At 70.8% G+C, this 25,404-nt stretch carries 23 protein-coding genes and 1 pseudogene; 18 read left to right on the plus strand and 6 right to left on the minus strand.

Annotated features, from left to right (window positions below):
- The first annotated feature begins 43 nt into the window (after nt 1–43).
- Nucleotides 44–1,639 (plus strand): alpha/beta hydrolase, encoded by a 1,596-nt coding sequence (locus AFR_RS02965; RefSeq protein ID WP_023357815.1) that lies wholly within the window; start codon nt 44–46, stop codon nt 1,637–1,639.
- A gap of 9 nt (nt 1,640–1,648) precedes the next feature.
- On the opposite strand, the gene AFR_RS02970 is transcribed toward AFR_RS02965, so the two are convergent.
- Entirely contained in the window at nt 1,649–2,584 is a 936-nt protein-coding gene (locus AFR_RS02970; RefSeq protein ID WP_023357816.1) for an NAD(+)/NADH kinase, read from the minus strand.
- Between the two features lie 223 nt (nt 2,585–2,807).
- Here AFR_RS02970 and AFR_RS02975 point away from each other — a divergent pair, with 223 nt between their 5' ends.
- From AFR_RS02975 to AFR_RS02990, 4 genes are read left to right on the plus strand one after another with little or no spacing between them, the layout of a single operon-like run.
- On the plus strand, nt 2,808–3,398 hold the full coding sequence (locus AFR_RS02975) for a TMEM165/GDT1 family protein (protein ID WP_023357817.1): 591 nt from the start codon (nt 2,808–2,810) through the stop codon (nt 3,396–3,398).
- A gap of 3 nt (nt 3,399–3,401) precedes the next feature.
- Nucleotides 3,402–4,358 (plus strand): cyclase family protein, encoded by a 957-nt coding sequence (locus tag AFR_RS02980; protein WP_023357818.1) that lies wholly within the window; start codon nt 3,402–3,404, stop codon nt 4,356–4,358.
- Nucleotides 4,355–5,092, plus strand: coding sequence for a tetratricopeptide repeat protein (locus AFR_RS02985; protein WP_023357819.1), 738 nt, complete (start codon nt 4,355–4,357; stop codon nt 5,090–5,092). Before AFR_RS02980 ends, AFR_RS02985 begins: the two co-directional genes overlap by 4 nt.
- Before the next feature lie 42 nt (nt 5,093–5,134).
- Entirely contained in the window at nt 5,135–5,854 is a 720-nt protein-coding gene (locus AFR_RS02990) for a tetratricopeptide repeat protein (protein ID WP_023357820.1), read from the plus strand.
- Here AFR_RS02990 and AFR_RS02995 read toward each other — a convergent pair.
- From AFR_RS02995 to AFR_RS03010, 3 genes are read right to left on the minus strand one after another with little or no spacing between them, the layout of a single operon-like run.
- Complete coding sequence (locus AFR_RS02995; protein WP_023357821.1) at nt 5,820–6,848, minus strand: lysylphosphatidylglycerol synthase transmembrane domain-containing protein; 1,029 nt, start codon at nt 6,846–6,848, stop codon at nt 5,820–5,822. The genes AFR_RS02990 and AFR_RS02995 overlap by 35 nt on opposite strands.
- A gap of 42 nt (nt 6,849–6,890) precedes the next feature.
- A complete protein-coding gene (locus AFR_RS43330) occupies nt 6,891–8,048 on the minus strand; it encodes a PD40 domain-containing protein (RefSeq protein WP_023357822.1) in 1,158 nt (385 codons plus the stop codon).
- Nucleotides 8,045–8,575: a SigE family RNA polymerase sigma factor gene (locus AFR_RS03010; RefSeq protein WP_023357823.1), complete on the minus strand. Its 531-nt coding sequence runs from the start codon at nt 8,573–8,575 to the stop codon at nt 8,045–8,047. The genes AFR_RS43330 and AFR_RS03010 overlap by 4 nt, the downstream gene beginning before the upstream one ends.
- A 421-nt stretch (nt 8,576–8,996) precedes the next feature.
- Here AFR_RS03010 and mtlA point away from each other — a divergent pair, with 421 nt between their 5' ends.
- From mtlA to AFR_RS03060, 10 genes are all read left to right on the plus strand, one after another.
- Complete coding sequence (mtlA, locus tag AFR_RS03015; protein WP_023357824.1) at nt 8,997–10,064, plus strand: mannitol-specific PTS transporter subunit IIC; 1,068 nt, start codon at nt 8,997–8,999, stop codon at nt 10,062–10,064.
- The gene (locus AFR_RS03020; RefSeq protein ID WP_023357825.1) at nt 10,061–10,381 is read left to right on the plus strand and encodes a PTS sugar transporter subunit IIBC family protein; all 321 of its coding nucleotides are present in this window, start codon (nt 10,061–10,063) and stop codon (nt 10,379–10,381) included. Before mtlA ends, AFR_RS03020 begins: the two co-directional genes overlap by 4 nt.
- Before the next feature lie 13 nt (nt 10,382–10,394).
- Entirely contained in the window at nt 10,395–11,147 is a 753-nt protein-coding gene (locus AFR_RS03025; protein ID WP_023357826.1) for a magnesium transporter MgtE N-terminal domain-containing protein, read from the plus strand.
- Entirely contained in the window at nt 11,144–11,596 is a 453-nt protein-coding gene (locus AFR_RS03030) for a PTS mannitol transporter subunit IIA (protein ID WP_041840561.1), read from the plus strand. Before AFR_RS03025 ends, AFR_RS03030 begins: the two co-directional genes overlap by 4 nt.
- Complete coding sequence (locus AFR_RS03035) at nt 11,593–11,865, plus strand: HPr family phosphocarrier protein (protein WP_023357828.1); 273 nt, start codon at nt 11,593–11,595, stop codon at nt 11,863–11,865. The genes AFR_RS03030 and AFR_RS03035 overlap by 4 nt, the downstream gene beginning before the upstream one ends.
- The gene (locus tag AFR_RS03040) at nt 11,858–13,504 is read left to right on the plus strand and encodes a putative PEP-binding protein (RefSeq protein WP_023357829.1); all 1,647 of its coding nucleotides are present in this window, start codon (nt 11,858–11,860) and stop codon (nt 13,502–13,504) included. Before AFR_RS03035 ends, AFR_RS03040 begins: the two co-directional genes overlap by 8 nt.
- Before the next feature lie 92 nt (nt 13,505–13,596).
- Nucleotides 13,597–14,517, plus strand: a complete 921-nt coding sequence (locus tag AFR_RS03045) for a sporulation protein (RefSeq protein WP_148308249.1) — start codon at nt 13,597–13,599, stop codon at nt 14,515–14,517.
- A 70-nt stretch (nt 14,518–14,587) separates the two neighbouring features.
- The gene (locus tag AFR_RS03050) at nt 14,588–15,907 is read left to right on the plus strand and encodes an NAD(P)/FAD-dependent oxidoreductase (protein WP_023357831.1); all 1,320 of its coding nucleotides are present in this window, start codon (nt 14,588–14,590) and stop codon (nt 15,905–15,907) included.
- 133 nt (nt 15,908–16,040) lie between these two features.
- Nucleotides 16,041–17,546 carry an MFS transporter gene (locus tag AFR_RS03055; RefSeq protein ID WP_041840562.1) on the plus strand — a complete coding sequence of 502 codons (1,506 nt, stop codon included), beginning with the start codon at nt 16,041–16,043 and terminating at the stop codon, nt 17,544–17,546.
- Between the two features lie 147 nt (nt 17,547–17,693).
- Complete coding sequence (locus tag AFR_RS03060) at nt 17,694–18,497, plus strand: LamG-like jellyroll fold domain-containing protein (RefSeq protein ID WP_023357833.1); 804 nt, start codon at nt 17,694–17,696, stop codon at nt 18,495–18,497.
- Here the strand turns inward: AFR_RS03060 and AFR_RS03065 are convergent.
- Together AFR_RS03065 and AFR_RS03070 are read right to left on the minus strand one after the other, a co-directional pair.
- Nucleotides 18,494–19,642, minus strand: a pseudogene (locus AFR_RS03065) (glycoside hydrolase family 18 protein); the annotation flags it as partial. The gene AFR_RS03060 and the pseudogene AFR_RS03065 overlap by 4 nt on opposite strands.
- A 92-nt stretch (nt 19,643–19,734) precedes the next feature.
- Nucleotides 19,735–20,208, minus strand: a complete 474-nt coding sequence (locus AFR_RS03070) for a DUF6174 domain-containing protein (protein ID WP_202963968.1) — start codon at nt 20,206–20,208, stop codon at nt 19,735–19,737.
- Between the two features lie 127 nt (nt 20,209–20,335).
- Here AFR_RS03070 and AFR_RS03075 point away from each other — a divergent pair, with 127 nt between their 5' ends.
- The 3 genes from AFR_RS03075 (at nt 20,336) to AFR_RS03085 (ending at nt 24,655) form a co-directional block, all read left to right on the plus strand.
- Nucleotides 20,336–22,480 carry an alkaline phosphatase family protein gene (locus tag AFR_RS03075; RefSeq protein WP_238547230.1) on the plus strand — a complete coding sequence of 715 codons (2,145 nt, stop codon included), beginning with the start codon at nt 20,336–20,338 and terminating at the stop codon, nt 22,478–22,480.
- A gap of 6 nt (nt 22,481–22,486) precedes the next feature.
- Complete coding sequence (locus AFR_RS03080) at nt 22,487–23,632, plus strand: PQQ-binding-like beta-propeller repeat protein (RefSeq protein WP_023357837.1); 1,146 nt, start codon at nt 22,487–22,489, stop codon at nt 23,630–23,632.
- Nucleotides 23,633–23,872: 240 nt separating this feature from the next.
- Nucleotides 23,873–24,655: an IS5/IS1182 family transposase gene (locus AFR_RS03085; protein WP_023357838.1), complete on the plus strand. Its 783-nt coding sequence runs from the start codon at nt 23,873–23,875 to the stop codon at nt 24,653–24,655.
- The last annotated feature ends 749 nt before the right edge of the window (nt 24,656–25,404 follow it).

Consider the following 25,404-nt stretch of genomic DNA (forward strand, 5'->3'; position numbering starts at 1 on the left):
CCGCGCCGGAGCATATGGGGCGAATCCACACGAAGGGCTGGGCATGAAGAGACTTCTGGCGACTGCCGCCACGATCGCGCTGGTGGTGTGCGGGGCGGCCGCCGCGTCCGGCGCCGAGGCCGAGCCGCCACGCGGCCAACCCGGGTACACCCCGATCAGCTGGGGCAAGTGCGAGAACGCCGGCCTGCGATCCCGTCAAGCCGAGTGCGGGTTCCTCACCGTGCCGATGGATTACGCGGCTCCGGCCGGCGAGACCGTCAAGCTGGCCGTCTCGCGGATCAAGCACTCCGTACCCGACCGGAAGTACCAGGGCGTCATGCTGGTCAACCCCGGTGGCCCGGGCGGCTCCGGGCTGGCCCTGTCGGCCCTCGGCGAGAACGTGCCGGACCAGGCCGGTTCCGCGTACGACTGGATCGGCTTCGACCCGCGCGGTGTCGGCGACAGCGTGCCGAAGCTCGCCTGCGACAGCAAGTACCAGGGTTACAACCGTCCCGCCTACGTGCCCACCACGGCCGCGCTGGAGAAGACCTGGCTCGCGCGGACACGCGGTTATGCGGCTGCCTGTGCCAAGAACGGCGGCGCCCTGCTCCAGCACCTGCGGACCACCGACACCGTGCGCGACATGGAGCGGCTGCGCATCGCGCTCGGCGAAGAGAAGATCAACTTCTACGGCTTCTCGTACGGCACGTACCTCGGTCAGGTGTACGCGACCCTGCACCCCGAGCGGGTCCGCCGCATGGTGCTCGACGGCAGCGTGAACCCGGGCCGGGTCTGGTACGACGCGAACCTCGACCAGGACCTCGCGTTCGACCGCAACATCAAGATCTACTTCGCCTGGCTGGCCGAGCACGACAAGATCTACCACCTGGGCCGTACGGGCCGGGCGGTCGAGAAGCTCTTCTACGCCGAGCAGGCGAAGCTGGCGAGGAAGCCCGCCGGTGGAGTGCTCGGCCCGGACGAGCTCACGGACGTTTTCCTGCAGGCCGGCTACTACGTCTTCGGCTGGGAGTCGGTCGCGTCGGCCTTCGCGAGCTGGGTCAACGACAAGGACCCCGCCGCGCTGCGCAAGCTCTTCGACACCGGCAGCCCGCAGGAGCCCGGCTCCGACAACTCGTACGCGATCTACCTCGGCGTGCAGTGCACCGACGCGCAGTGGCCGGCTTCGTGGAAGAAGTGGCAGACGGACAACTGGCGCGTGCACCGGTCCGCGCCGTTCGAGACCTGGGGCAACGCCTGGTACAACGCGCCCTGCCTGAGCTGGGCCGGCAAGCCGGGCAAGCCGGTGAAGGTGGACGGCACGAGGACGCCGCCGGTCCTGCTGATCAGCGAGACCCTGGACGCGGCGACACCGTTCTCGGGCAGCCTCGAGGTCCGCAAGCGTTTCCCCCGCTCGGCCCTGGTCGAGGGTGTCGGCGGGACGACCCACGCCGGTTCCCTCTTCGGCAACGCCTGTGTGGACGACACGATCGCCGCCTACCTGACCACGGGTGAGGTGCCGAAGCGGGTCAAGGCGAACCGGTCCGACAAGCGCTGCAAGCCGCTGCCCAAGCCGGACCCGTCCGCGACCAAGGCGAAGCGGGCGGAGAGCGGTGGCAACCTCAGCCGCCTGGACCTCCAGAAGCTGATCGCCGCCCACTGACCCGCCGGGTCACCGCTCCAGCTGCGCGTTCTCGCGCAGGCGCTCCGGGATCAGCTCCAGCAGCTGGTCCCGGCGCAGGGGCAGGTCCAGCAGGGACAGCTTGACGCTGTTGCGGTTCTGGTGTGCGCCCTCGGAGAGCCGGACCACCTGGGCGGCCTGCTCGCGCAGACCGGCGGAGAGCACCGCACCCGCCGCCAGCTCACCGGACGCGGTGCCGTCGACGTCGACCGCCACCGGTGCGCTGTCACCGGCGACCGTCAGGGCCACCCGGTCGCCGGCGCCGAGGACAACCGCCCGGCCGATGCCCGCCATCGGGGCCACGGGCGTGATCACCATGGCCGACGCCGAGGGCGACAGGATCGGCCCGCCCGCCGCGTAGTTGTACGCCGTCGAGCCGTTCGGGGTGGACACCACCACCGCGTCGCACTTGTAGTAGCCGTACTGGCGGCCGTTGAGGGTCAGATCCACCGACACCGCACCCGTACGCCCCAGGCGGGCCAGCACCACGTCGTTGAAGCCGAAGCGGGTCGCCAGGGCCGCCTCACCCGCGTCCGCGGTCAGGCAGCTGTGCGACTCGACGGTGAAGTCGCCGCTCGCCAGCTGTTCGAGCGCCGCGCCCAGCGTCGACGGGGTCACCTCGACCAGGAACCCCAGGTTGCCGTGGTTGACCCCGAGCACCGGCACCGGGCGGTCGATGACCAGTCGCATCGCGCCGAGCATCGTGCCGTCGCCGCCCAGCGCAACCACACCGTTGACCCGGGCCAGGAACTCGTCGTCGGGGACGACCTCGACGTCGTCCGGCACCCGTCCGGCGTCCGATGTGCGGGCCAGCACCCGGCCCTGGTGGCCACGCGCCCAGTCCGCGATCGTCGAGATCGAGTCGCCGACCGGCTTGCTCGGATGCAGGACCAGGCCGACCGTGTCGACCGCTGTATCGAGACTCACCTGGTCACCCTAGCCAGATTTGCCGGTGTTCCCGGTAGGCTGCCAAATGCGAAGGGGAGTAGCTCCCAATGTTGTGGTCGACATACTGGCCCGGTGACACCCGGGCCCGGCCCGGCAGCCTCGATCTCTGAGGCGAGCGAGACCTTCGACTTGGCCATATTTCCGGCCGGGTCGAGGTCGCCCTGCGTCCGAGCCCCGGTCCGACCTTGCACCGGGAGTTTCCATGGACGGCTTCCTCGCCGCCACCGCGCTCAGCTTCGCGGTCATCTTCGTCGCCGAGCTCGGCGACAAATCGCAGCTCATGGCGCTGACCTTCGCCACCCGCTTCAAGACTGTGCCGGTCCTGATCGGCATCACGGTCGCCACCGCGATCGTGCATGCCGTCTCCGTCGGCATCGGTTACGGCCTCGGCGCGACGCTCCCGACCGGCTGGATCTCGCTCGTCGCCGGCATCGCCTTCCTCGCCTTCGGCGCCTGGACGCTGCGCGGTGACAAGCTCACCGACGACGAGAAGAGCAAGGCGGAACGATCGACCGGCTCCGCGATCCTTGCCGTCGGCGGCGCGTTCTTCCTGGCCGAGCTGGGTGACAAGACGATGCTCGCGACGATCACCCTGGCCACCCAGCACGGCTGGCTCGGCACCTGGCTCGGCTCGACGCTGGGCATGGTCGCCGCCGACGCGCTCGCCATCCTGGTCGGGCGTCTGCTCGGCCGGCACCTTCCCGAGCGGACGATCAAGTACGGCGCCGCGGCGCTCTTCGCTATCTTCGGCATCTGGCTGCTCGTGGAAGCCCTCATCGAGCTCAACAAGTAGGAGATGCGCGTGCTGCAGTACCGCGCCGAGTTCGACGCCACCGTCACCTTCCGGGCGGGCGGTGGCCTGCACGCCCAGCGGTTCCGGCTGGACGTGCCGCACGCCGACCCGACCGAGTCGGAGCTGTCCGCGCTCTTCGTGGCGGCGTGCCGGCTCCACGACGTCGACGCGGTGGCGGTGGCCGATGTCCGCGTCTTCGCCGAACCCCACCTCGGTACGCACCCCGCGGACCCGCGTACCCGGTGGGTCGAGCTCAGCCACGTCATCTCGGCCGGGCTGGTCACGTACCCCGGCCTGCCCGCACCGGAGATCACGCCGCATCTCACGCGGGAGGCCTCACGCGACGTCTACGCGCCCGGGACCGAGTTCGCGATCGACCGCCTCACCATGGTCGGCAACACGGGCACCTACCTCGACAGCCCGTTCCACCGGTACGGCGACGGCAGCGACCTGGCCGGGCTGCCCCTCGAACGCCTGGCCGACCTGCCTGCGGTCGTGGTGCGTACGGCGGGCAGTGGGGTCCGGGGTGTCGGCGTCGACGCGCTCGAGAACCTGACCGTCGCCGGGCATGCGGTCCTGCTGCACACCGGCGGTGACGTGCACTGGGCCACCCCGGAGTACGCCGTCGACGCGCCCTTCCTGACCGCCGCGGGTGCGCAGTGGCTGGCCGACCACGGTGCCGCGCTGGTCGGCATCGACTCCGTCAACATCGACGACATCACGCCGGACGCCGCCGGCACCCGGCCGGCGCACACGCTGCTGCTGGCCGCGGGCATCCCGGTCGTCGAGCACCTGACCGGCCTGGAAAACCTGCCACCGGCCGGTGCCCGCTTCACCGCCGCACCGCCCCGGGTGGCGGGTTTCGGCACCTTCCCGGTCCGGGCGTACGCCTCGGTGCCCGCGATCGAGCCGCACGACCACCTCAGGTCCGGAGGGTGGTTGCCGACTTCAGGCGGGTGACCCCCGATCTCCAGCCCGCCGAGGACCTGCTCGACAGCCGCGACGCCCTGGGCGCGGCCGTCCGGGTGGGCGCCGTCCTCGCCACCGATCCGGACCACGTGCCGGCCCTGCTGCTGATGGCGCGCGCCCAGATCGCGTTGAGCCATCCCGGGACCGCTGTCGAGCTGGCCGAACGCGCCTGCGAGCTGGCACCGGCCGACCCCGCGACCCTGAACGTCCTGAGCCTCGCGCTGACCGGGGCCGGCCGCCACGACGAGGCCGTCACCGCAGCCCGGCAAGCCGTACGCGCCGATCCGCGGGAGGCCGCTCACCACGACCGCCTGGCCCGCGCTCTGCTCGGCGCCGGGCGTTTCACCGAGGCGGAGCAGGCGGCGGAGACCGCGGTCACGCTGGAGCCCGGCGTGCCGGGCATCCTGCTCACCCTCGCCGCGGCCCACGCCGGTCTGGACCACCGGGACCGGGCCCGGAGGGTGCTCTTCGCGGTGCTGGAGATCGACCCGCACCACGTCGAGGCGCGCGCACAACTGGTGAGACTTGCGGTGCCCGCCAGCCGGAACGTCCGCCGCCCAGCCGTCGCGCCGGGCCGCCTGGTGGTGCCCGCCCTGGCGCTCGGCCTGGTCGGGCTGGTGCTCCTGCTCCAGGGCTTCACCGCACCGGCGGTGGCCTGCCTCGGGCTCGCGGTCGTGTTCCTCCTCGCGGGTGGGTTTCGCGGAAACCACTCAGAACAGGCGTGACGGTGCCGATGATGACGGTGTGAGCTTCAGGGGAGCGCGTCCATGACCGATCTGCACACGGCCCCGCACAAGGTCCAGAAGCCGGGCAGCCCCGGACTGACCACACCGACCGAGATCGGGGTCGCGCGCGCCGCCGCGCTGTTCGAACGGGTCGACCCCGCCGCCGCGGCGGCTCACCTCGAGCCGATCCTCGCGGCCGACCCGGAGTCCGCGGCCGGCTGGATCCTGCTGGCCCGCATCCGCCTGGTCCTCGACGAGGTCGACAAGGCGCTCGACGCCGCCAACCGGGCTGTTGCGCTCGTGCCCGAGGACCCCCGGCCCCTCGCGATGGCGAGCCGCGCGCTCACGCTGCTCGGCCGGCACGAGGAGGCCGTCACGATGGCCTACCGGGCGGTCATCGTCGAACCCAAGAACCCGCTCTGGCACGACCGGGTCGCCTGGTCCCTGCTCGCCGCCGACCGCCAGTACGCGGACGCCGAGCAGGCCGCCCGCACCGCCGTCGGCCTCGAACCGAACGAGGCGCACTACTACTTCACGCACGGCGTCACACTGGATGCGCTCGGGCACGCCGACCAGGCCCGTCAGGCGTTCCTGGTGTCGCTGAAGCTCGAACCCGAGAACCCGGTCGCTCAGCACCGCCTGGCCGTCCTCAACGGCGAGAGTGTGCGCGCGCCGGAGAAGAAGAAGCGCGGCTGGAAGCTCTTCGGCAAGCGCGGCGGCAACTCCGCTATGCCGGCACGCCCCGAGGAGTACCTGCCCTAGTCCGCATGATGAGCCAGACCAGCCAGCCGGCGCCGATGATGAAACCGAAGCTGATCACGCGGTAGAGCACCACCGCCGCCACGGCCGAGCTGCTGGTCAGCCCGCCCGCGACCAGGCCCAGGACCAGCGCGCCGTCGACCACACCGAGCCCGCCCGGCACGATCGGCACGCTCGCCGCGGCCATCCCCGCGCAGTACGCGATCACCAGCTGCACCGGATTGATGCCCTCCGCCCCGACGGCGATGCAGCACATCCACAGGCACAGGGCGTCGAGCAGCCAGTTGGCCACCGCCAGCACGATCGCGAGGGTGAGGTCGGCCGGGCGTACGCGGACGGACCGCAACTGGTCGACAAAACCCACCAGCCGCGCGTGCCCGGTGTCGGCGGGCTGCCGCCGCAACCGGTTGAGACCACTGAGCAGCTTGCGGGCCGGGCCGATCAGCCACTCGGGATGTTCCGCCAGGAAGCGCACCCCGAAGGCGACCACCAGCGCCCCGCCGGCGTAGAGCAGCAGGGTGTGCCAGCTGTTCGTGCTGCGGGTCAGGAGGCCGAAGACCGCGCCGATCACCACGAGGGCGCCCGTCGACAGCACCGCGCTCAGCGCGATGCACCACGAGGCGACCGCCGACGAGGCGCCGTACCGACGCATCTGCCGGAAGTTGAACGCCGTGGAGAAGACCGGCCCACCCGGGAGGGTCGCGCTGAGCGAGTGCGCGGCGTACGCGAGAGCCACGTGCCGGCGGACCGGGACCTTGGTGCCCGCGCCGCGCAGCAGGGCCCGCTGCATCCGGGCGTACGTGCCCATCGAGGCGATCTCGGCGATCAGGGCGCCGGCGACCCAGTTCCAGGCGGGGGTCCGCAGCTGGTGCACGGCCTGGACCAGCGCCGACCAGCCGAGGACCAGCTCGGCACCGAGGATCAGCACGATCACCGCGGCGACCGCCGGTCCACGCCGCCACCAGGCGGGCGCGGCACCTGCGTCAGAAACGACCATCACCGTTCATCGTCGCACTCCGGCCCGCCAGGGGCCCGCGAATCAGCGGGTGTAGGCCAGCAGGTCCAGGCCCTTGAGCTCCGACGGCTCCTTGGCCTGCACCAGCAGCGTGAAGTCCGGGGCGAAGAGCCAGAGGCGGGTCTTGCTGCCTTTTTTCGAACGAACGAGCAAATTGCCGTCCGGGTCGAAGACCGCACCGATGATCGTGCCGGTGACGGGCAGGTCGACGATGTCGCCGGTCACGGTGTCCAGGATCGCGTCGGCCGGTGTCTCGCGCTTCTCCGAGGCGGCGTCCTTGTCGAGCTGCACCGCCACCAGGTCACCGGTCGCGTCGACGCTGACGGGACGGCAGGCGGCCTGGCCCGCTGTGCCGGTCTGGTCGGGCACGGGCGTCCCGGACTGCGCGGTCGTGCCGGCCGCCACCTCGAGCCCGCAGTCCGAGGTCGCGTAGACCAGCGTGCTGCCGTCGCCCGACCAGCGGAAATGCTGACCCTCCAGGCCCTGCGGCAGCGGGGTCAGCTCGCCGGTGGCCACGTCGAGCACACCCGTCTCGGACGCCTCGATCAGCAGCCTGCTGCCGTCCGGGGACCAGGCCGGTGCCTGTTCGGCGGAGGACGTGCCGGCGTACACCTGCTGGGGGTCGTCGGCGCCGGTGTCGACAACCATCAGCGATCCGCTCGTGACATAGGCGATGCGGGAGCCGTCGGGGGAGACACCGGCCGTGGAGTTGGAGGCTGACAGCACCGTGGACGGGTTGCCGGCGCCGGTCAGCCGGACCACCCGCCCGTTGTCGTCCGCGTCGGCGTAGAAGATCTGCCCGGGCAGGTCACCCAGCGCGGTCGACTTCGGTGTTGTCGTGGCCCTCGGTGGACGCGGCCGGTCGGGGCGCGACGGGGTGTCCGGCTGGTTGCCGCTCGCGCGGGTGGTGGTCGGCGCCACCGACGGCGCCAGCGACGCCGTGGCCGAGGGGCCGACCGGGGCGACCGCGACCGGCGGCTCCTGATCGGGTCCGCGTGACGGCAACCGCCACAGACCGCTGCCCAGCAGGGCCAGGGCGACCACCGCGGCCGTCGTGCCGATGGCGGCCTCCCGGCGGCCGATCTTGCGGGACCGCTGCAGCGACCGTTCGTACATGTCGGCCGGGACGACCACGTCGGCCAGCTCGCGCAGCTCGTCGCGCAACGGATCCGGGGCGCTCATCGGCCGGCCTCGTGCACGTCGGCGAGCACCCGCAGGTCCGGCACGAGTGACCGCAGCCGGTCGAGGGCACGGGCGCACTGCGTCTTGACCGTGCTGACGGAGACACCGAGCATCTGCGCGGCCTCCACCTCGGTGTGGTCCTCGAAGTAGCGCAGCACGATCACCGCGCGTTGTTTCGGGCTCAGGGCGAGCAGTGCCCGCTGGAGGGTGACCCGGCGGACCGTGGCCTCGGCCGGATCGTCGACGCTGCCGCCGTGCCGCTCCAGGCCGTCACCGGGCAGGGCCTCGGCGACCTTCGGCCGCCGCCAGACGGAGACCTGGGCGTGATACATGACCTTGCGAGCGTACGCCTCGGCGTTGCTCGGGCGTTCCAGTCGTGACCAGGCCCGATGGGTGCGGGCGAGCGCCTCCTGCACCAGATCCTCGGCGAGGTGCTGGTCGCCGGTCAGCAGGTAGGCCGAGCGCAGGAGGGCGTGGGAACGCTCGCGAACAAAATCCGCATAGGCAGAGTCGCGAGCGTCGTCCATTCCTGTTTTTCCGATCGGCGTACGGAAAGAGTCGTGAGCGTACAGCTTGCGGTCAATCACCGCTTCTGCGGTCACGGGCTTCTCGTCTCGCCGGACTCTCCTTGATGGAACGTCAGCCGGTGCCCCCCGATTTTCACGGCACCGGCCGACGCGCCGTACGAACTCAAGGACGCAAAGGAGACGCCGGCCGGGCGACAGTCCATTCGGTTGATTCGTGCTGGGCCGAACGGTCACCGAGATCCGGACGTGTTTTCACCTCGACAATTGCGCGTTCCGGGTGATGATCGCCGGGTTCCCGCGCAGCTTCGCGCAACGGCCCTGAAATAACAGGTAGGGGACTCTCCGGGCCGTTGACACTAGGTGATCATGTCGGTACAACAAAGCCACCCTTCCCCCTTTGCTTCCTGATAGGAGCGGTCCCGTGGCAGAGCTGTACGCACCGGCTGCCCAGGACTCCGGCGTCAAGGCCCGCGTTCAGCGCTTCGGCGGCTATCTCGCGGGCATGGTGATGCCCAACATCGCGGCCTTCATCGCCTGGGGTCTGATCACCGCCCTCTTCATCCCGAGCGGCTGGCTGCCCAACGAGAAGTTCGCGGCGCTGGTCGACCCGATGGTTCACGTGCTGCTGCCGATCCTGATCGGTTACACCGGTGGCCGCATGGTTCACGGCCAGCGCGGTGCGGTGGTCGGCGCGGTCGCCACCATCGGCATCGTGGTCGGCTCCGACGTACCCATGTTCTTCGGCGCGATGATCGTCGGACCGCTGGCCGCGTACGCGTTGCAGCTGGTCGACAAGCTCACGATCGACCGGATCCGCCCCGGTTTCGAGATGCTGATCGACAACTTCACCGCCGGCATCGTCGGCGGGCTCGCGGCACTGGCCGGTGTCGTCGCGATCGGACCGGTCATGCGCATCTTCACCAACGCCGCCGGCAACGGTGTCGAATGGCTGGTCACCCATCACCTGCTGCCCGGCGCGGCGCTGCTGATCGAGCCGGCCAAGGTCCTCTTCCTCAACAACGCGATCAACCACGGTGTGCTAGGCCCGCTGGGTGTCGCCGAGTCGGCCGAGACCGGTAAGTCGATTTTGTTCATGCTGGAGACGAACCCCGGTCCGGGCTTCGGGATCCTGCTGGCCTACCTGCTCTTCGGGCCTTCCGCACTGCGGCCCAGCGTGCCCGCCGCCATGGCGATCCAGTTCCTCGGCGGGATCCACGAGATCTACTTCCCGTACGTGCTGATGAAGCCGAGCATGGTGCTGGCCGCGATCGCCGGTGGTGGCGCGGGCATCCTGACGTTCATGCTCACCGGCGCCGGTCTGGTCGCGACGCCGTCGCCCGGCAGCATCTTCGCGTACCTGGCCGAGACGCCCCGCGGTGGTTACTTCGGTGTGCTGGCCGGCATCGTGGTCGCCGCCGGTGTGTCCTTCGTGATCGGTTCCCTGCTGCTCGGTTTCGGCCGGCTGACCCGTGACGAGGAGGGCCTGTGAGCACGATCGACGGCAGCGCGGTCCGCAAGCTCGTGGTCGCCTGCGACGCGGGCATGGGCAGCAGCGTCATGCTGGCCAGCCAGCTCAAGCGGGAGTTCCGCAAACTGCCCGTCCTCGTCGAGCACCACCCCGTCTCGGCGATCCCGGCCGACGCCGACGTGGTGCTCTGCCAGGCCGGTTTGGCCGCGCGCGCCCGGGCCGGCGCGCCCGGCGCGGTGGTCGTCGGCTTCCGGATGTTCCTCGGCGACCCGCACGTCGCGCAGGTGGTCGCCGCGGTCAAGCAGGGCGGACCGGTCGTCGGCACCGCGGGCGGCTGACGTGCTGGGCTCCATGCCGACGGAACACCTCGTCACCATGCTCAAGGCGTCACCACCGCAACGGGCGGTCTCCGTGCTGCTGTCCATGCCCAAGGACCGCGTCGACCGGTTGCTCGCGGCCATGGACGGGCGGTTGATCGCCCGGATGCTCATCGCCGCCGACCCGGATCGTCGTGCTGCCCTGCTGCACCACCTCGACGACACCCGTCTCGCGTCGGAGCTGGCGCTGCTGCCGATGGTCGAGGCGGCCGCGGTGATGGCCGCGCTGCCACCCGACCGCGCCCGGCCGCAGCTCGAACGCGTCAGCTCCGAGCACCTGGGGATGCTGCTCGACGCGATGCCGGCACCGCAGCGCCGCCGCCTCGTCGACGTGCTCGATCCGGTGCGGCTGTCCGACCTGCGGCGGGTCGCGTACGAAAAAGCGGTCATCGAGTCGCTCCGGCGCACCGCCGCGACCCTGCAGTGGGTTCCCGACGACCACGGCAGCAACCTGCTCGCCGGGGTCTTCCACCGGCTCTTCGGGGTCGCACTGTGCTATGTGGACGACGGTCCGCTGCAGTCGGCGGCGGTGGTCCACGCTCAGCAGGTCTTCGTCGCCCAGCAGGTGCACGGCCTGCTCATCGTCACCAACGCGGCACCCAGCGTGCAGTCGGTGGAGGTTGTCATGGACCCGCGCTACGGTGGCACACCAGCCCTGGTGGTCTCGTGGGAGTCCGACGACAATGACGGCGTGCTGGGACGCGCCCTGGTGAGGCTGGCCGGATGAACACGAATGTCCGACCCGTGCTCGAGGAGCGCGGCGTACGGGTGGCCGAGGCCGCGCCCGACCGGGTGACGGCCATTCATCGCTGCGCGGACGTGCTCGAGGAGATCGGTGCGGTGCACCCGGCCTATCGCGAGGCGATGCTCGACCGGGAGTGGGCGATGTCCACCTATCTCGGCGAAGGTGTGGCCATCCCGCACGGTCTGGACGTCTCGCGCATCCTCGTGCGCCGCGACGCGCTGGCCGTGCTGCGGTTCCCGGACGGCGTCGACTGGGACGGCTTCCGGGTGACGGTCTGCGTGGCGATCGCCGCGCGGGGGGACGGCCACGTCGCGTTGCTCGCCGCGCTGGCGGACATCCTGCTCGACCCGGAACGCGCGCGGGCGCTGCGCGAGGCCACCGACCCGGAGACGATCGTCGGCATGCTGCACTCGGTGGAGGGGCAACCGTGATCCGGACGGTCCTGCTGGGCGGACGGGCCGGGCTGCACATGCGGGCGGCCTCCCGGATCGCGATCGCGGCGGCGTTGCAGACGGTGCCGGTCACCGTCCGCACCATGGACCGGCCGGCGGTGCCCGCCGACAGCGTGCTCTCCCTGCTCAGTCTGGGTGCACTCTGCGGGACCGAGCTGATCCTGGAGGCCTGGGGCCCGGGTGCCGAGGTCGCCCTGGACAACCTCGCCCGGCTGCTCGCCGCCGATCTGGACGTCGCCGGTGCGTGACCTGGTGCCCGACCCCGGGCCCGAGCTGCTGCGGGGGCTCGGCGCGAGCGCGGGCACAGCCGTCGGGCCGGCGTACAGGCTGGCCGATCCGCCGCGACTGCCCGCGCCGAGGCCCGTGGGTGATCCGGAGGCCGAGGTGCAGCGCGCGTGGGCGGCGATCGACGCTGTTTGCGCCGACATCAGTCGGCGGGCGGACGCCGCGGCCGACGCGACCTCCGGCGAGATCCTGCGGGTGCAGGCGGCGCTGGCCGGTGACCGGACTCTGCGCGACGGTGTGGCCCAGGCGGTCCGTGCCGGGCACGAGGCGCCGCACGCGGTCGCGGCGATCCTGGCCGGCCATCGTTCGGCCCTGCTGGCCGCCGGTGGTCTGCTGGCGGCCCGGGCGGCCGACCTCGACGATCTGCGCGACCGGGTGGTCGCGCACTGCCTCGGCCTCCCGATGCCGACCCTGCCCGACCCCGGCTGCCCGTTCGTGCTGGTCGCCGTTGATCTGGCACCGGCCGACGCCGCCCTCCTCGATCCGGCCCGGGTGCTCGCGGTGGTGACGTCGGCCGGCAGTTTTGTCAGCCACACCGCGATCCTGGCGCGGGCCCGCGGCCTGCCCACCGTGGTCGCGTGCGGCCGGGCGCTGGAGATCGCGGACGGCACGGTTGTCACCGTCGACGGCACCACCGGCCGGGTGTCGGTGGGGTCCGGCGAGGACTACACGCCGATCTCCGCACCACCGACGGCTCCCGCCGCCGAGCACCGCGGGCAGACCTCGGACGGGCATCCGGTGGCGTTGCTGGCCAACATCGGGTGCGCCGCCGAGCTCACCGGTGTCGCCGTCGAGGGTGTCGGCCTCTTCCGCACCGAGTTGCTCTTCCAGCACCACATCGACCCGCCGACGCTGGCCGAGCAGGTCCAGGAGTACGCCCAGGTCTTCGCCGCGATGCCGGACCGCCAGGTCATCGTGCGCACCCTGGACGCGGGTTCGGACAAGCCGCTGCCGTTCCTGCGCGAGCACGACGAGCCCAACCCGGCGCTGGGCATCCGAGGGCTGCGGGTGGCCCGCCGGCGCGGCGACATCCTGCGCACCCAGATTTCGGCGATCGCCGCGGCGGCCCGGGAGTCACGGGCCCGTGTCGCCGTGATGGCCCCGATGGTCACCACCGTGGCCGAGGCCGCTGAGTTCACCGCGCTGTGCCGCGACGCCGGACTGCCCACGGTCGGCGTGATGATCGAGGTGCCGGCCGCCGCCGTCCGGGCCGCCGAGATCCTCCAGACGGTCGATTTCCTCAGCGTCGGCACCAACGACCTCAGCCAGTACGCCTTCGCCGCCGACCGCCGCAGCGGTGAGCTGGCCGATCTGCTCGACCCGTGGCAACCGGCGCTGCTGTCGCTGATCGCCCTGTGCGCGGCGGCCGGTGTGGCGGTGGGCCGCCCGGTCGGCGTCTGTGGTGAGGCTGCCGCCGACCCGGCGTTCGCGGTGGTGCTCACCGGCCTCGGCGTGACCAGTCTATCCATGTCGCCCACGGCGATCCCCGCGGTGCGTGCCGCCCTGGCGGCGCACACAGTGGAGGAGTGCCGCGCCGCAGCCCAGCAGGCTCTGGCGGCCGGCGATCCGGCAACGGCACGAGCAGCCGTGACCCGCATCTGAACGACCACTTTCAGCAACTGTCCAGTCTGACTTGTTAGCTTCTGCCCGACCTGTCAGTCCTGGGTAAAGGGGAGTTCGTGGGCTTCAAGAAGATGCTGGGCGCGTTCGGTGTGGGCGGCCCGAGTGTCGACACCGTGCTGACCGATCCGACCACGCGCCCCGGCGCGTCGCTGGCCGGACAGGTCAACCTGGTCGGCGGCAACCACGACGTCGAGATCGAGCACATCACGCTCGGGCTGGTCACCAGGGTCGAGGTCGAGGGTGGACAGGGCGAGTACGGTGCCACCGGCGAGTTCCACCGCGTCGGCGTCAGCGGCCCCCTGCGACTCGCCGAGAAGCAGCAGCTCTCCCTGCCGTTCGAGTTCGTGGTGCCGTGGGAGACGCCGATCACCGCCGTCCACGGTCAGCACCTGCGCGGCATGACGATGGGTGTGCGTACCGAGGTGTCCATCGCGCGGGCGATCGACAAGGGTGACCTCGACCCGGTCTCGGTGCACCCGCTGCCGATCCAGGAGCGGATCCTCGAGGCCTTCGCCCGGCTGGGCTTCCAGTTCAAGAACGCCGATCTCGAGTACGGCCGGATCGCCGGTGTGCACCAGACGCTGCCGTTCTACCAGGAGATCGAGTACTACCCGCCGGCGCAGTACGCGCACGGCATCAACGAGGTCGAGCTGACCTTCGTGACCAACCCGCAGACCGTCGAGATCGTGCTCGAGTTCGACAAGCGCGGCGGCATGTTCAGCGGCGGTCACGACTCCTACGGGCGTTACACCGTCCCGCACAGCGACGCCGACAGCGCCGACTGGGCGCAGGTCGTCGACGGCTGGGTCCGCGAGGCCCTGTCGCACCACCAGCAGCCCGCCTACGGCGGCTACGGCGGCGGCCACGGCGGTCACAGCCGCGGCCACGGCGCCGGTGGTGTCGTGGCCGGTGTCGCCGGCGGCCTGGCCGCGGGTTACGTCGCGGGTGAGGTCATGGAAGAGGTCTTCGAGGACGACGGCGGCGACGAGTAGTCGCTTTCCGGACCCTCACGGCCGTGACAGCGGCCGTGAGGGTCCCCGTTTTTTGGGTAGCGTGAGGCGCATGGCTCGCCCCCGGATCGTCATCGTCGGTGCCGGCTTCGCCGGCTTCCAGGCCGCACGCACGCTGTCCCGGCAGTCCGGTGGCAGCGCCGACATCGTGATCGTGAATCCCACCGACTACTTCCTCTACCTCCCGTTGCTGCCCGAGGTCGCCGCCGGCATCCTCGAACCCCGCCGGGTCACGGTCTCGCTGGCGGCGACCCTGCCCGGTGTGCGGGTGATCCTCGGTGAGGTCGACGGTTTCGACTTCGACAACCGGACCGTCTCGTACGCCGACCCCGAGGGCACCCGGGGCAGCCTCGGCTACCACCGCCTGGTGATCGCGGCCGGCAGTGTCAACAAGCTGCTGCCCGTGCCCGGTGTCACCGAGTACGCCCACGGCTTCCGCGGCATCCCCGAGGCGCTGTTCCTGCGCGACCACATCACCCGGCAGATCGAGATGGCCGACGGGGCCACGGATCCGGCCGAATGCGAGTCGCGCTGCACTTTCGTGGTGGTCGGCGCCGGATACACCGGTACGGAGGTGGCGGCCCAGGGTGTGCTCTTCACCGATGCCCTCACCCGCAACCGCCCGCACCTGAAGCCGAAATGGCTCCTCGTCGACACCGCCGACCGGGTGCTGCCGTCGCTGGACGCCCGGCTCGCCCGGGCCGCCGACCGGGTCCTGCGCGAGCGTGGCGTCCGGGTGCTCCTGCAGAGCTCGGTCAAGGAAGCCACCTCGGACGGCGTGCACCTCAGCACCGGCGAGTACGTCCCCACCAAGTCGCTGATCTGGTGTGTCGGCGTACGCCCGGACCCGCTGGTCGCCGACCTGGGGCTGGAGACCAAGCAGGGCCGCCTCGTGGTGGACGAGTTCCTCAACGTCCCCGGTCACCCCGACGTCTACGCCTGTGGTGACGCCGCGGCGGTGCCCGACCTGACCCGTCCCGGCGAGATCACGGGCATGACCGCGCAGCACGCCAGCCGCCAGGGCACCACCGTCGCCAAGAACATCGCCGCCTCGTACGGCCGGGGGCGGCGGCGGGCGTACAAGCATCATGATCTGGGTTTTGTGGTGGATCTCGGTGGTCTGGACTCGGCGGCGAACCCGCTCGGCGTGCCCCTGTCGGGTCTGCCGGCCAAGGCGGTGACCCGCGGTTACCACCTGCTGTCGATGCCCGGCAACCGTGTGCGGGTCGCCGCCGACTGGCTCCTCGACGCGGTCCTGCCCCGCCAGGGTGTGCAGCTCGGACTGGTCCGGTCGAGCGCGGTGCCGCTCGACAGTGCGTTTCCGGACGCTATGCCGGACACCGGCGTGACGGAGCGAACAACATCGTCCTGAGGAGTGCGAGCCGCGTCTCATTCGCAGCTCAGAGGCCATCCGCGGCTGACGATCTCAGTACGATCGCGGATGACCGGGCCGGTGCTTGACAGCGCTCTTGCCGCCTGGAGCAGACCGCTGAAAGGACCGATTGATGTCCGCTGCCGCAGAAGCGTCAGGGGTTCGCCCGGACTCCACGCCTGAGTTGCACCCGCGTCGCTGGGCCGCGCTCGGCGTGATCGCGATCTCGCAGCTCATGGTCGTGCTCGACGCCACCATCGTCAACATCGCCCTCCCCAGCGCCCGGGTGGACCTGGGCATCACCGAGGCCAACCAGCAGTGGGTGATCACCGCCTACACCCTGGCCTTCGGTGGGCTGCTGCTGCTCGGCGGCCGCATCGCCGACTACTGGGGCCGCAAGCGCACCTTCATGGTCGGCGCCATCGGCTTCGCCGCCGCGTCGGCGATCGGTGGCCTCGCCACCACCGGGCCGCTGCTGTTCGGCGCCCGGGCGCTGCAGGGTGCCTTCGGTGCGCTGCTCGCGCCGGCCTCCCTCGCGCTGCTCACCGTGCTCTTCACCGAGGCCCGGGAGCGGGCCAAGGCGTTCGCCGTCTACGGCGCCATCGCCGGTGGTGGCTCGGCCGTCGGCCTGCTGCTCGGCGGTGTGCTCACCGAGTACGCGAGCTGGCGCTGGTGCCTCCTGGTCAACATCCCGATCGCCCTGCTCGCGCTGGCGCTGGCCATCCCGCTGGTCCCCGAGAGCAAGGCACACGGCGACACCTCGTACGACGTGCCCGGCGCCGTGGTGGTCACGCTGGGTCTCACCTCGCTGGTCTACGGCTTCACCGAGGCCGCCAAGCCGGCTGAGGGCTGGGACTCGCCGAAGACCCTCGCCTTCATCGCCGCCGGCATCGTGCTGCTGATCGTCTTCGTGCTCATCGAACGGGCCAGCAAAAATCCGCTGCTGCCGCTGCGGATCGTGCTCGACCGCAACCGCGGTGGCGCGTACCTGACGTCGATGCTGGTCGGAGCGGGTCTGTTCGGCGCGTTCCTGTTCCTGACGCTCTTCCTGCAGAACGTCCTCGGTTACACGCCGCTCAAGGCCGGCTTCGCCTCTCTGCCGGTGACGGTCGGTGTGCTGATCTCGGCCACCGTGGCGTCGAACCTGCTGCCGCGGATCGGCCCGAAGATCCCGATGATGATCGGTCCCGTGCTCGCCGCGATCGGCATGATCTCGCTGCGGTTCATCGACGTCGACACGGCGTTCTGGACGCACCTGATGCCCGCGCAGGTGCTGCTCGGGCTGGGGCTCGGCTTCACGTTCGTGCCGCTGTCCAGCCTGGCGCTGGTCGGTGTGCCGGAGCACGACGCCGGTGCCGCGAGTGCCGCGCTCAACGCGACGCAGCAGATCGGCGGGTCGCTCGGTACGGCTCTGCTCAACACGATCGCGACCAGCGCCATCGCGGCGTACGTCGCGGCCAACCTCGTCGCGGGTCAGGACCCGGGGCCGGTGGCGCTCAAGGCGCAGGTCGACGGTTATGCCGACGCGTTCACCTGGGCGGCCGGGCTGATCCTGCTCGCCGGGATCATCACCGCGATCTTCGTCAAGGTCGACAAGGCGGATCTGCCGACCGGCGAGGCGGCCGTGCACGTCGGCTGATCCCGCTCACGAGTGCACCGCCCCGGCCGATTCGGTCGGGGCGGTTTCGTGATTCATGGGGGATTAGTCCGAATAGCTATCATGATCGTCCGACCGTCGTAGGCGGTTGGATTAACCCCGAAACGGTTCACAAGTAATAATTCGGGCATGCGATCTCGTAGTCTCCTCGCCTCCGCGGTCCTCGCCGGGGCGTTCCTCGGCTCCGTCCCCGGCGTCGCCGCGGCCCACCAGCAGGCCGGCGCCGCCCCCGTCACCGTGTCGGCGGCGGCCCGCACCGCGGTGCTGCACGCCACCGCCGCCCGCGCGGCCGGCGGCACGGGAAGGCTGGTCGCGCGGTACGCCTTCGACGGGGCGCGGTCCGGCTCCATCCCCGACGACTCCGGCAACGGGCACACCCTCAGGCTGATCACCGGCAACGGCGGCACGGTCAGCCCGGTCCAGCACGGCAGCGGCCAGGCCCTGCGGTTCCCCGGCAAGTGCTCGGCCAAGAAGTGCCCGCACGCCGCCCTGCAGAGCCCCAGCGCCGCCAGCCTCAACCCCGGGACCCGGCCGATCTCGTACGGCGCGATGGTCCTGCTGACCCGGGGCCAGACCAGCAAGGGCCAGAACGTGGTGCAGAAGGGCTACTCGGCCACCAGCAGCCAGTACAAGCTGCAGATCGACGGCGCCGCCGGCCGGGCCAGCTGTGTCCTGGTCGGTGCGAAGCCGGGGATAAAGCTCGTCACCAGCTCCCGGTCGGTCGCCGACGGTGCCTGGCACACGATCGAGTGCCGCCGCCAGGGCACGAACCTGACCGTGCTGGTCGACGGGGCCGTCCGCGGGAACAGGGCGATCTCCGCACAGCTGTCGGTCTCCAACAACCGCCCGTTCAGCGTCGGTGGCAAGGGCGCCTACTCGGACAACGACCAGTTCCAGGGCACCCTCGACAACGTGTGGGTGCGGATCGGCTAGCCGCTCAGCCCGTCCTTCATGGCCGTGACCAGCCGGGCGTCGTCGGTGTCACCCGAAAGCTCCCAGGCGAAGGCGCCACCGAGGGCTTTGCTGCGGGCGTACGCCATCTTGGCCTTGATGGTCTCGGGGGTGTCGTATCCCCACCACTGGCCGCCGCACACGGCGTAGGACGTGCCGCCGATGCTGCCGGTGGGCGGACAGGTCTCCTGCAGCACCGCGTAGTCCTCGATGCCCTTGTCGTAGCTGCCCTGCGCGGGGCCGCTCGCGGTGCCACCCGGGCCGGCCTGGCTCACCCCGGTCCAGCCACGACCGTAGAAACCGATGCCGAGCAGGAGCTTCTCCGGCGGGATGCCCAGGCCGAGCAGGCCACTGATCGCAGCATCGGTGGTCGAGGTCTCGCGCGGGATCCCCGGGTACGCCTTCAGCGGTGAGTGCGGCGCCGTCGGTCCCGTGCCGGCGCCGCCCGTACCGAAGAAGTCGTAGGTCATCGCGCTGAGCCAGTCGGCGCTGCGGGCGGCCGCGGCATAGTCGGTGGCCTTCAGCTTGCCGAGGTCGCCCGGCACGGCCGCGGTGATCAACGCCTCCGGCCCGAAGGTGCTCCGCAAAGACTTGAGCAGGCCGGGCAACGCGTCCGGGCCGCTGGTGTCGCAGACCAGGCCGCAGGCGTTCGGATATTCCCAGTCGACGTCGATGCCGTCGAAGACACCGGACCAGCGGGGGTCGGTCAGCAGCTTGTAGCAGGAATTGGCGAAGGCAGCCGGGTCCTTGGCGGCCTCGGTGAAACCCTTCGAGCCGGTCCAGCCGCCGAACGACCAGATCACCTTGAGCCGCGGGTGCGCCGCCTTGAGCTTGCGGAGCTGGCCGAAGTTGCCGCGCAGTCCGGCGCCGGGAGTGTCGGCGACACCGTCCACGCTGTCCGCCGCGGCGATCGGCTTCTCGTAATCGGCCCACTTGTCGCTGGTGGTGCACTTGCCACCGTCGAGCTTGCCGAACGCGTACATGAGGTGGGTCAGGTCGGCGGCGGCACCGCTGGCGTCGACGTTGCGGACCTGGAAGTTGCGGCCGTAGACGCCCCAGTCGGTGAAGTAACCGACGACCCGCTGCTGGTCCGCGGTCTGAGGGGCCGGCTTGGCCGGTGGTGACGAATCGCAGCCGGCCGCGAGCAGCAGCACAGCCGAAAGAATGACGGGTAAGACCCGCATGCGGGCCTCCCAGTCCCTCTCGCCGAGCCCCGAACCTATCGTGACGGCAGCGGCGAAGGAGCCTCCGTTAGCCCGATCGTGTAGTCCTCGATCGTGTAACAGGCCTCGTCGTCGATGGCGTTCCGTGAGTAGTCGATGGTGATCTTCGCCGGGTGGGCGTCACCGAGGTCCCGCTCGACCTCGACCACCTCCGCACCCTCACGCCGGGCGGTCTCGGCCTCGGCCTCCAGCTGCTGCAGGGTCGGCACCAGATCGGCCATGCGCAACATCAACGCGTTACGTGCGGAGTCGTCGAGCCCCTTGGCCGCGACCACCTTGTCACCCACGACGCTGACCTGGAAACGGCCGATGAGCGCGCGTTCGCCGCACTCGGAGGCGAGGGTGAAGGCGTACTTGTCGGGGACCGTCCAGGTGACGGGCGGTTCGTTCATCACGTTGGGCTCGTCGTTGGCGCACGCACCCGTCAGGGTGATCAGCAGCAGTCCCGGCAGAACGGTCCTGAGTCTCACGGTGCCCTCCATGGCGTCGACGCTATCGGCTCCGACGCGTACGGCAGAAGGCTGGTTCCGCCCGCCGGGTGAGTGGCGTTGGCTACGTCGTGAGCGCAGGCCGGGCCGCCTGTGCGATCGTTTTGCAGTGGCATCGAGCACCGGGGGCAGCCCGCGCGATCCTGTGCCGGTTCCGGCAACCCGGAACCGCCGCCAGGAGCTGCGCGCCCTTTTTGCCTGGCCGCGGGTCATCGACCGGACCCGCGCGGTCATCCGTAGCGCGGCGACCACCTTTGTCGTCCTGACTTTCACCCTCTGGCTGATGCCCGGTGTCCGCAGCACCGACGTGATCGACACGATGGGCCTGGTGGTGCTCGTCGCCGCTGTCGGTGCCGTGCTGCGCCCGCTTCTGCTGGCCGGTGTGGTCGCCCTGGGTGGCTGGGGCGCGATGCTGCTCGGTGTGGTCGCCCAGGTGATCGTCATGGCGGTCGCGCTGGAGCTGGACCCGTCGAAAAGACTCAGCGGCTGGCCCACCGTCGGTGTCGCGGCGCTGCTGGCCGTGGTCTGCGCGGCGATCCTCGACTGGATGTTCGACAGCGGCACCGAGGACACCTTCGTCAAGGAGGCCCGCCGCCTCATGCGCGGCATCCGCCGGCGCCAGGCCCGGCAGGCGGGCGGCCGGCTGGTCACGCTGCGCCGGCCACAGGCGGGCACCGAGCCGGGTCTCCTGATGATCCAGCTCGACGGGGTCAGCGAACCGGTCCTGCGCTGGGCCGTCCGCGCCGGCAACCTCCCCACGATCGGGCGCTGGCTGCGCGCCGGTACGCACGTCATGCGCGGCTGGCACACCGGTCTGCCCTCGACCACACCCGCGTCGCAAGCGGGCATCCTGCACGGCGCATCCCGGCAGATCCCCGGCTTCCGCTGGTTCGAGAAGGAGACCGGCCGGCTGATGGTCTCCAACCGGCCCCGGGACGCGGCGATGATCGAGCCACGGCTCTCCGACGGCCGCGGACTGCTGCGTGACGGTGGTGTCAGCATCGGGAACGCGTTCTCCGGCGACGCCGCGATCAGCCTGCTGACCGTCAGCCACGCGGCGCTGCCCGGCCGCTCGGCCCGGGGCTGGGCCGCGTTCATGGCCAGCCCGTTCGGCTTCACCCGGGCGCTGGTCCTCGGTGTCGGCGAGGTCATCACCGAGCTGCACCAGGCCCGGCTGCAGCGGCGTCGCAACCTCCAGCCCCGGGTCAGCCGATCGGGTGCCTTCCTGGCGTTGCGCCCGGCCTCGATGCTGCTGCGCGACGTCAACGTCTCGCTGATCGCCGAGCAGATGGCCCGCGGCGCCCCGGCGGTCTACTGCGACCTGGTCGATTACGACGAGGTGGCGCACCACGCCGGCCCGGCCCGGCCCGAGTCGATGCGGCAGCTGGAAAGCCTGGACCGGATGCTCGGTGTGCTCGAACGCCTGGCCCCCGAGGCCGCCCGCCGCTACCGCATCGTGATCCTCTCGGACCACGGTCAGAGCCAGGGCGCCACGTTCCGGCAGCGTCACGGCGAGACCCTCGAACAGGTCGTCGAGCGCTTCTCCCAGCCCGACCAGGCGGAAGCCCCCGCCGCGCCCGCCGAGACCGAGGCGACCCAGGATCCCGACTTCCCGTCGTCACCGGTCGCGCCCCTGCTGGTGGTCTCCTCGGGCAACCTGGCGCTGATCTACCTGACCCGCTTCCCCGAACGCCTCGGCCGCGACCGTATCGACCACGAATATCCGCAGCTCATCGCCGGTCTCGCCGGTCACCCGGGCGTGGGTCTGGTCATCGTGGACGACAACGGGCCCGTGGCGGTCGGTGCGGCCGGTCGCCACCGGCTCGCCGACGGCACGGTGGAGGGGGTGGATCCACTCCTCCCGTACGGGCCGCACGCGCGCGCCGACCTCCTGCGGCACCAGCAGGCCGCGCACATCGGCGACCTGGTGCTGATCAGCTCGGTCGACCCGGTGACCGACGAGGTGGCGGCCTTCGAGGAGCTGGTCGGCTCCCACGGCGGCCTCGGCGGGTGGCAGACCGAGGCGATGCTCGTACACCCGGCCGAGTGGCAGATCACCCACGGCGATCTTGAAGGACCGGACGCCGTGCACCGGCAGCTCGTCGAGTGGCTCGACCGGCTCGGCCTGCGCACTCAGACCCCGGTGGAGGACGAGCTGGAGGCCGGCGGGCACCTCGCTGTCGAGCAATTTACTCAAGCGACGAGGGAACACGACGGCGCGGCGGCGAGACTTTCCTCCAGCCGGGACCGTTAATGAAATGTGCGTTTCCTCCGACTTGTACGAAAATCCCTGATCGTCGGCGCTGTCGCGGCCCTGACCCTCACCACCACCGGCGTGTCCCCGGCGCAGGCGGTCAGCTCCAGCCCCGCGAAGGCACCGCTCTTCAACGGCTCCGTGTACGCCGTCGCGTACCGCGGTGACACGGTCTACGTCGGTGGCTCGTTCACCAGCGTGGGCTGGGGCGGGCGCACCTACGAGCGGCAGCGGCTGGCGGCCTTCGACGTATCCTCGGGCTCGTTGCTGAGCTGGTCACCGTCGGCCGACGCCACCGTCCGCGCCCTCGCGATCAACGGCACGTCGGTCTACGCAGGCGGTGACTTCCACCGCATCTCCGGTACGCGACGAGACGCCCTCGCCCGCCTCGACGCGTTCTCCGGCGCCCTCGGCACGTTCTCGCACACCGTGACCGGCGCCCCGTACGCCCTGACCGCCGCCAACGGCCGCCTCTACGTCGGCGGCAGCTTCGGCTCCGTCAACGGCAACACCCGCCGCAACCTGGCCGCGTTCTCCCTCAGCGACGGCTCCCTCGACGGCCGCTGGCGCCCCAGCGCCGACGACTCCGTCCACGCCCTGGCCGCGGCCGGCTCCCGCGTGTACGCCGGCGGGGCCTTCCACAAGATCAGCGGTGTCAGCAACACCCTGCGCGTCGCGGCCCTCTCAGGGTTGACCGGCGGCGTCTACACCAGCTTCCGGGCAAACGCGCCCGCCCAGGTCAACTCCCTCACCACCGACGCGGGCGGCGTCTACGTCGCAACCGGCGGCCAAGGCGGCAAAGCCATCGCCTACTCCAGCGCAGGCAAGGTCCGCTGGACCCGCGTCTTCGACGGCGACGCCGTCGCCATCACCTCCCTGGCCGGCACGATCTACGTCGGCGGCCACTTCGACCGCGCCTGCCTGACCAACCGCAACGGCGCCCAAGGTGTCTGCACCGATGGCTCGGTCAAACGAGTGAAACTCGCCTCCATCACCAGCCGCGGCCTGCTCACCGGCTGGTCCCCCGCAGCGAACGGTGTGATCGGCGTCCGCGTCCTCACCGCCGACCGCACCCGCAACGCCATCGCCGCCGGCGGCGACTTCACCATGATCAACGACGAGAACCGCAAACGCTTGGCCTTCTTTGTCTAGATCGGCCTGACCACCGGCGCCGACCACCAGACCGTCGGCGTCGGCGTCGGCGCTCTCCCGGCGGCGGCCGCCCGGTCTGGCCTCGCACGGTCTGGTCAGCCCAGGCCCAACTTCAATGAGCCTTTTTCATCGTGTTGGTGCTGGTCACGATGATGGTTGCGGGTCGGGTATCGATGAAGGTGAAGCTCCCGGTAAGACAGCAGTCGACCAAGATCCGATGCCCCAACCGGGAGCCTCACCATGCTGTCTTACCCCGCGACGATCTCTCTGTCCAGCCAGTCCCTGAACCACCTGGCCGGCCTCATCCGCCACCACCGCCGGCAACTACGATCGCGGTGGCGGGTCCTGGCCCCGGCCCGGCAAGCACTGCTCGCCCTGGCCCACCTGCGCAACGGCGACACCTACCACCGCCTGGCCACCGGCTTTGCCATCAGCACCACCACCGCCTGGCGATACGTCCGCGAAGCCATCGACCTACTCGCCGCCACCGCCGACAACCTGGCCACCGCCATGACCCGGATCCGGCGGCTGTCGTTCGCAATCCTCGACGGCACCCTGATCCCGATCGACCGGGTCGCCGACGACAAGGCTTACTACTCCGGTAAGCACCGACGGCACGGCATGAATGTCCAAGTCGTCGCCGACCCGGCCAGGCGGCTCATCTGGGCCTCACCCGCGCTACCGGGCAGGGCACATGACCTGACCGCGGCTCGCACCCACGGCCTGATCGAGGCCCTGGCCAAGGCTAGGGTGATCACCTTCGCCGACCGGGCCTACCAAGGCACCCAACGCCCGTTGATCACTCCGTACAAGAAACACAAAGGCCGCAAAGTCTTCACCGCCTGGAACAAGCAATTCAACCGCGATCACGCTGCGATCCGCGCCAACGGCGAACGCGCCAACGCCACCCTCAAACAATGGAAAGTCCTGGTCCAGGTCCGCTGCAGCCCCGGCCGGACCACAGCGATCGTGCAGGCAATCCAGGTCCTGCACAGCGTTGAGGCAGCTGATCACCCACGATGAAAAAGGCTCAATGAAGTTGGGCTTTCGTGATCCCCCGCGACCGATCGCGATGGTCTCGATCTCCCAGCTTTACCGCCGCCCGGTCGGGGTCCGGCCCGGTCCGGTCCCGCGTGGTCTGGTATGCCCCCAGCCCAACATCGATGAAGTTGGGCCTTCGTGAGCCCTGCGACCGATCGCGATGGTCTCGATCATCCAGCTTTACCGCCGCCCGGTCCGGGGCCCGCCCGGTCCGGTCCCGCCCGGTCGGGTCCCGCGTGGTCTGGTCCGGCCCGGTCTGGTCCCGCGTGGTCTGGTCTGCTTCCGGCCCGACTTCGCTGAAGTTGGGCCTTCGTGAGCCCCGCGACCGATCGCGATGGTCTCGTGCACCCAGCTGTATCGCCGCCCGGTCTGGTCCCACCTGGTCTGGTCCTGCTCGGTCTGGCCCGTTCCCGGCCCAACTTCGCTGAAGTTGGGCCTTCGTGAGCCCCGCGACCGATCGCGATGGTCTCGATCACCCAGCTGTATCGCCCCCGGGTCTGGTCTCGCCCGGCCCGCCCCAGCCCGGCCCAGCCTGGCCTGGGCTGGCCTCGGCCTGGCTTGGCCTGGAGGCCTTCAGATGCAGAGCAACGGCAAGCCGGCCCAGACGTGGCCGCCCACCCTTACCATTCCTGCTCGCGGATGACCTACGACGCTGAGCCGAAGTTTCGGCCTCTCCTGGCCTGCGTCCACCGCCGCCGCGCCAGGTCGAACGGGCGCGCCCAAGCCAAAGC

The organism is Amorphoplanes friuliensis DSM 7358, assembly GCF_000494755.1.
GTDB classification, from domain to species: domain Bacteria; phylum Actinomycetota; class Actinomycetes; order Mycobacteriales; family Micromonosporaceae; genus Actinoplanes; species Actinoplanes friuliensis.

What these genes read in the sequence shown, in the direction of transcription:
- AFR_RS02965 (WP_023357815.1), top strand. Translation starts at nt 44, where the DNA reads ATGAAGAGACTTCTGGCGACTGCCGCCACGATCGCGCTGGTGGTGTGC.
- AFR_RS02975 (WP_023357817.1), top strand. Translation starts at nt 2,808, where the DNA reads ATGGACGGCTTCCTCGCCGCCACCGCGCTCAGCTTCGCGGTCATCTTC.
- AFR_RS02980 (WP_023357818.1), top strand. Translation starts at nt 3,402, where the DNA reads ATGCGCGTGCTGCAGTACCGCGCCGAGTTCGACGCCACCGTCACCTTC.
- AFR_RS02990 (WP_023357820.1), top strand. Translation starts at nt 5,135, where the DNA reads ATGACCGATCTGCACACGGCCCCGCACAAGGTCCAGAAGCCGGGCAGC.
- AFR_RS02995 (WP_023357821.1), bottom strand. Translation starts at nt 6,848, where the DNA reads ATGGTCGTTTCTGACGCAGGTGCCGCGCCCGCCTGGTGGCGGCGTGGA.
- AFR_RS43330 (WP_023357822.1), bottom strand. Translation starts at nt 8,048, where the DNA reads ATGAGCGCCCCGGATCCGTTGCGCGACGAGCTGCGCGAGCTGGCCGAC.
- AFR_RS03010 (WP_023357823.1), bottom strand. Translation starts at nt 8,575, where the DNA reads ATGGACGACGCTCGCGACTCTGCCTATGCGGATTTTGTTCGCGAGCGT.
- AFR_RS03025 (WP_023357826.1), top strand. Translation starts at nt 10,395, where the DNA reads ATGCCGACGGAACACCTCGTCACCATGCTCAAGGCGTCACCACCGCAA.
- AFR_RS03030 (WP_041840561.1), top strand. Translation starts at nt 11,144, where the DNA reads ATGAACACGAATGTCCGACCCGTGCTCGAGGAGCGCGGCGTACGGGTG.
- AFR_RS03045 (WP_148308249.1), top strand. Translation starts at nt 13,597, where the DNA reads ATGCTGGGCGCGTTCGGTGTGGGCGGCCCGAGTGTCGACACCGTGCTG.
- AFR_RS03050 (WP_023357831.1), top strand. Translation starts at nt 14,588, where the DNA reads ATGGCTCGCCCCCGGATCGTCATCGTCGGTGCCGGCTTCGCCGGCTTC.
- AFR_RS03055 (WP_041840562.1), top strand. Translation starts at nt 16,041, where the DNA reads ATGTCCGCTGCCGCAGAAGCGTCAGGGGTTCGCCCGGACTCCACGCCT.
- AFR_RS03060 (WP_023357833.1), top strand. Translation starts at nt 17,694, where the DNA reads ATGCGATCTCGTAGTCTCCTCGCCTCCGCGGTCCTCGCCGGGGCGTTC.
- AFR_RS03085 (WP_023357838.1), top strand. Translation starts at nt 23,873, where the DNA reads ATGCTGTCTTACCCCGCGACGATCTCTCTGTCCAGCCAGTCCCTGAAC.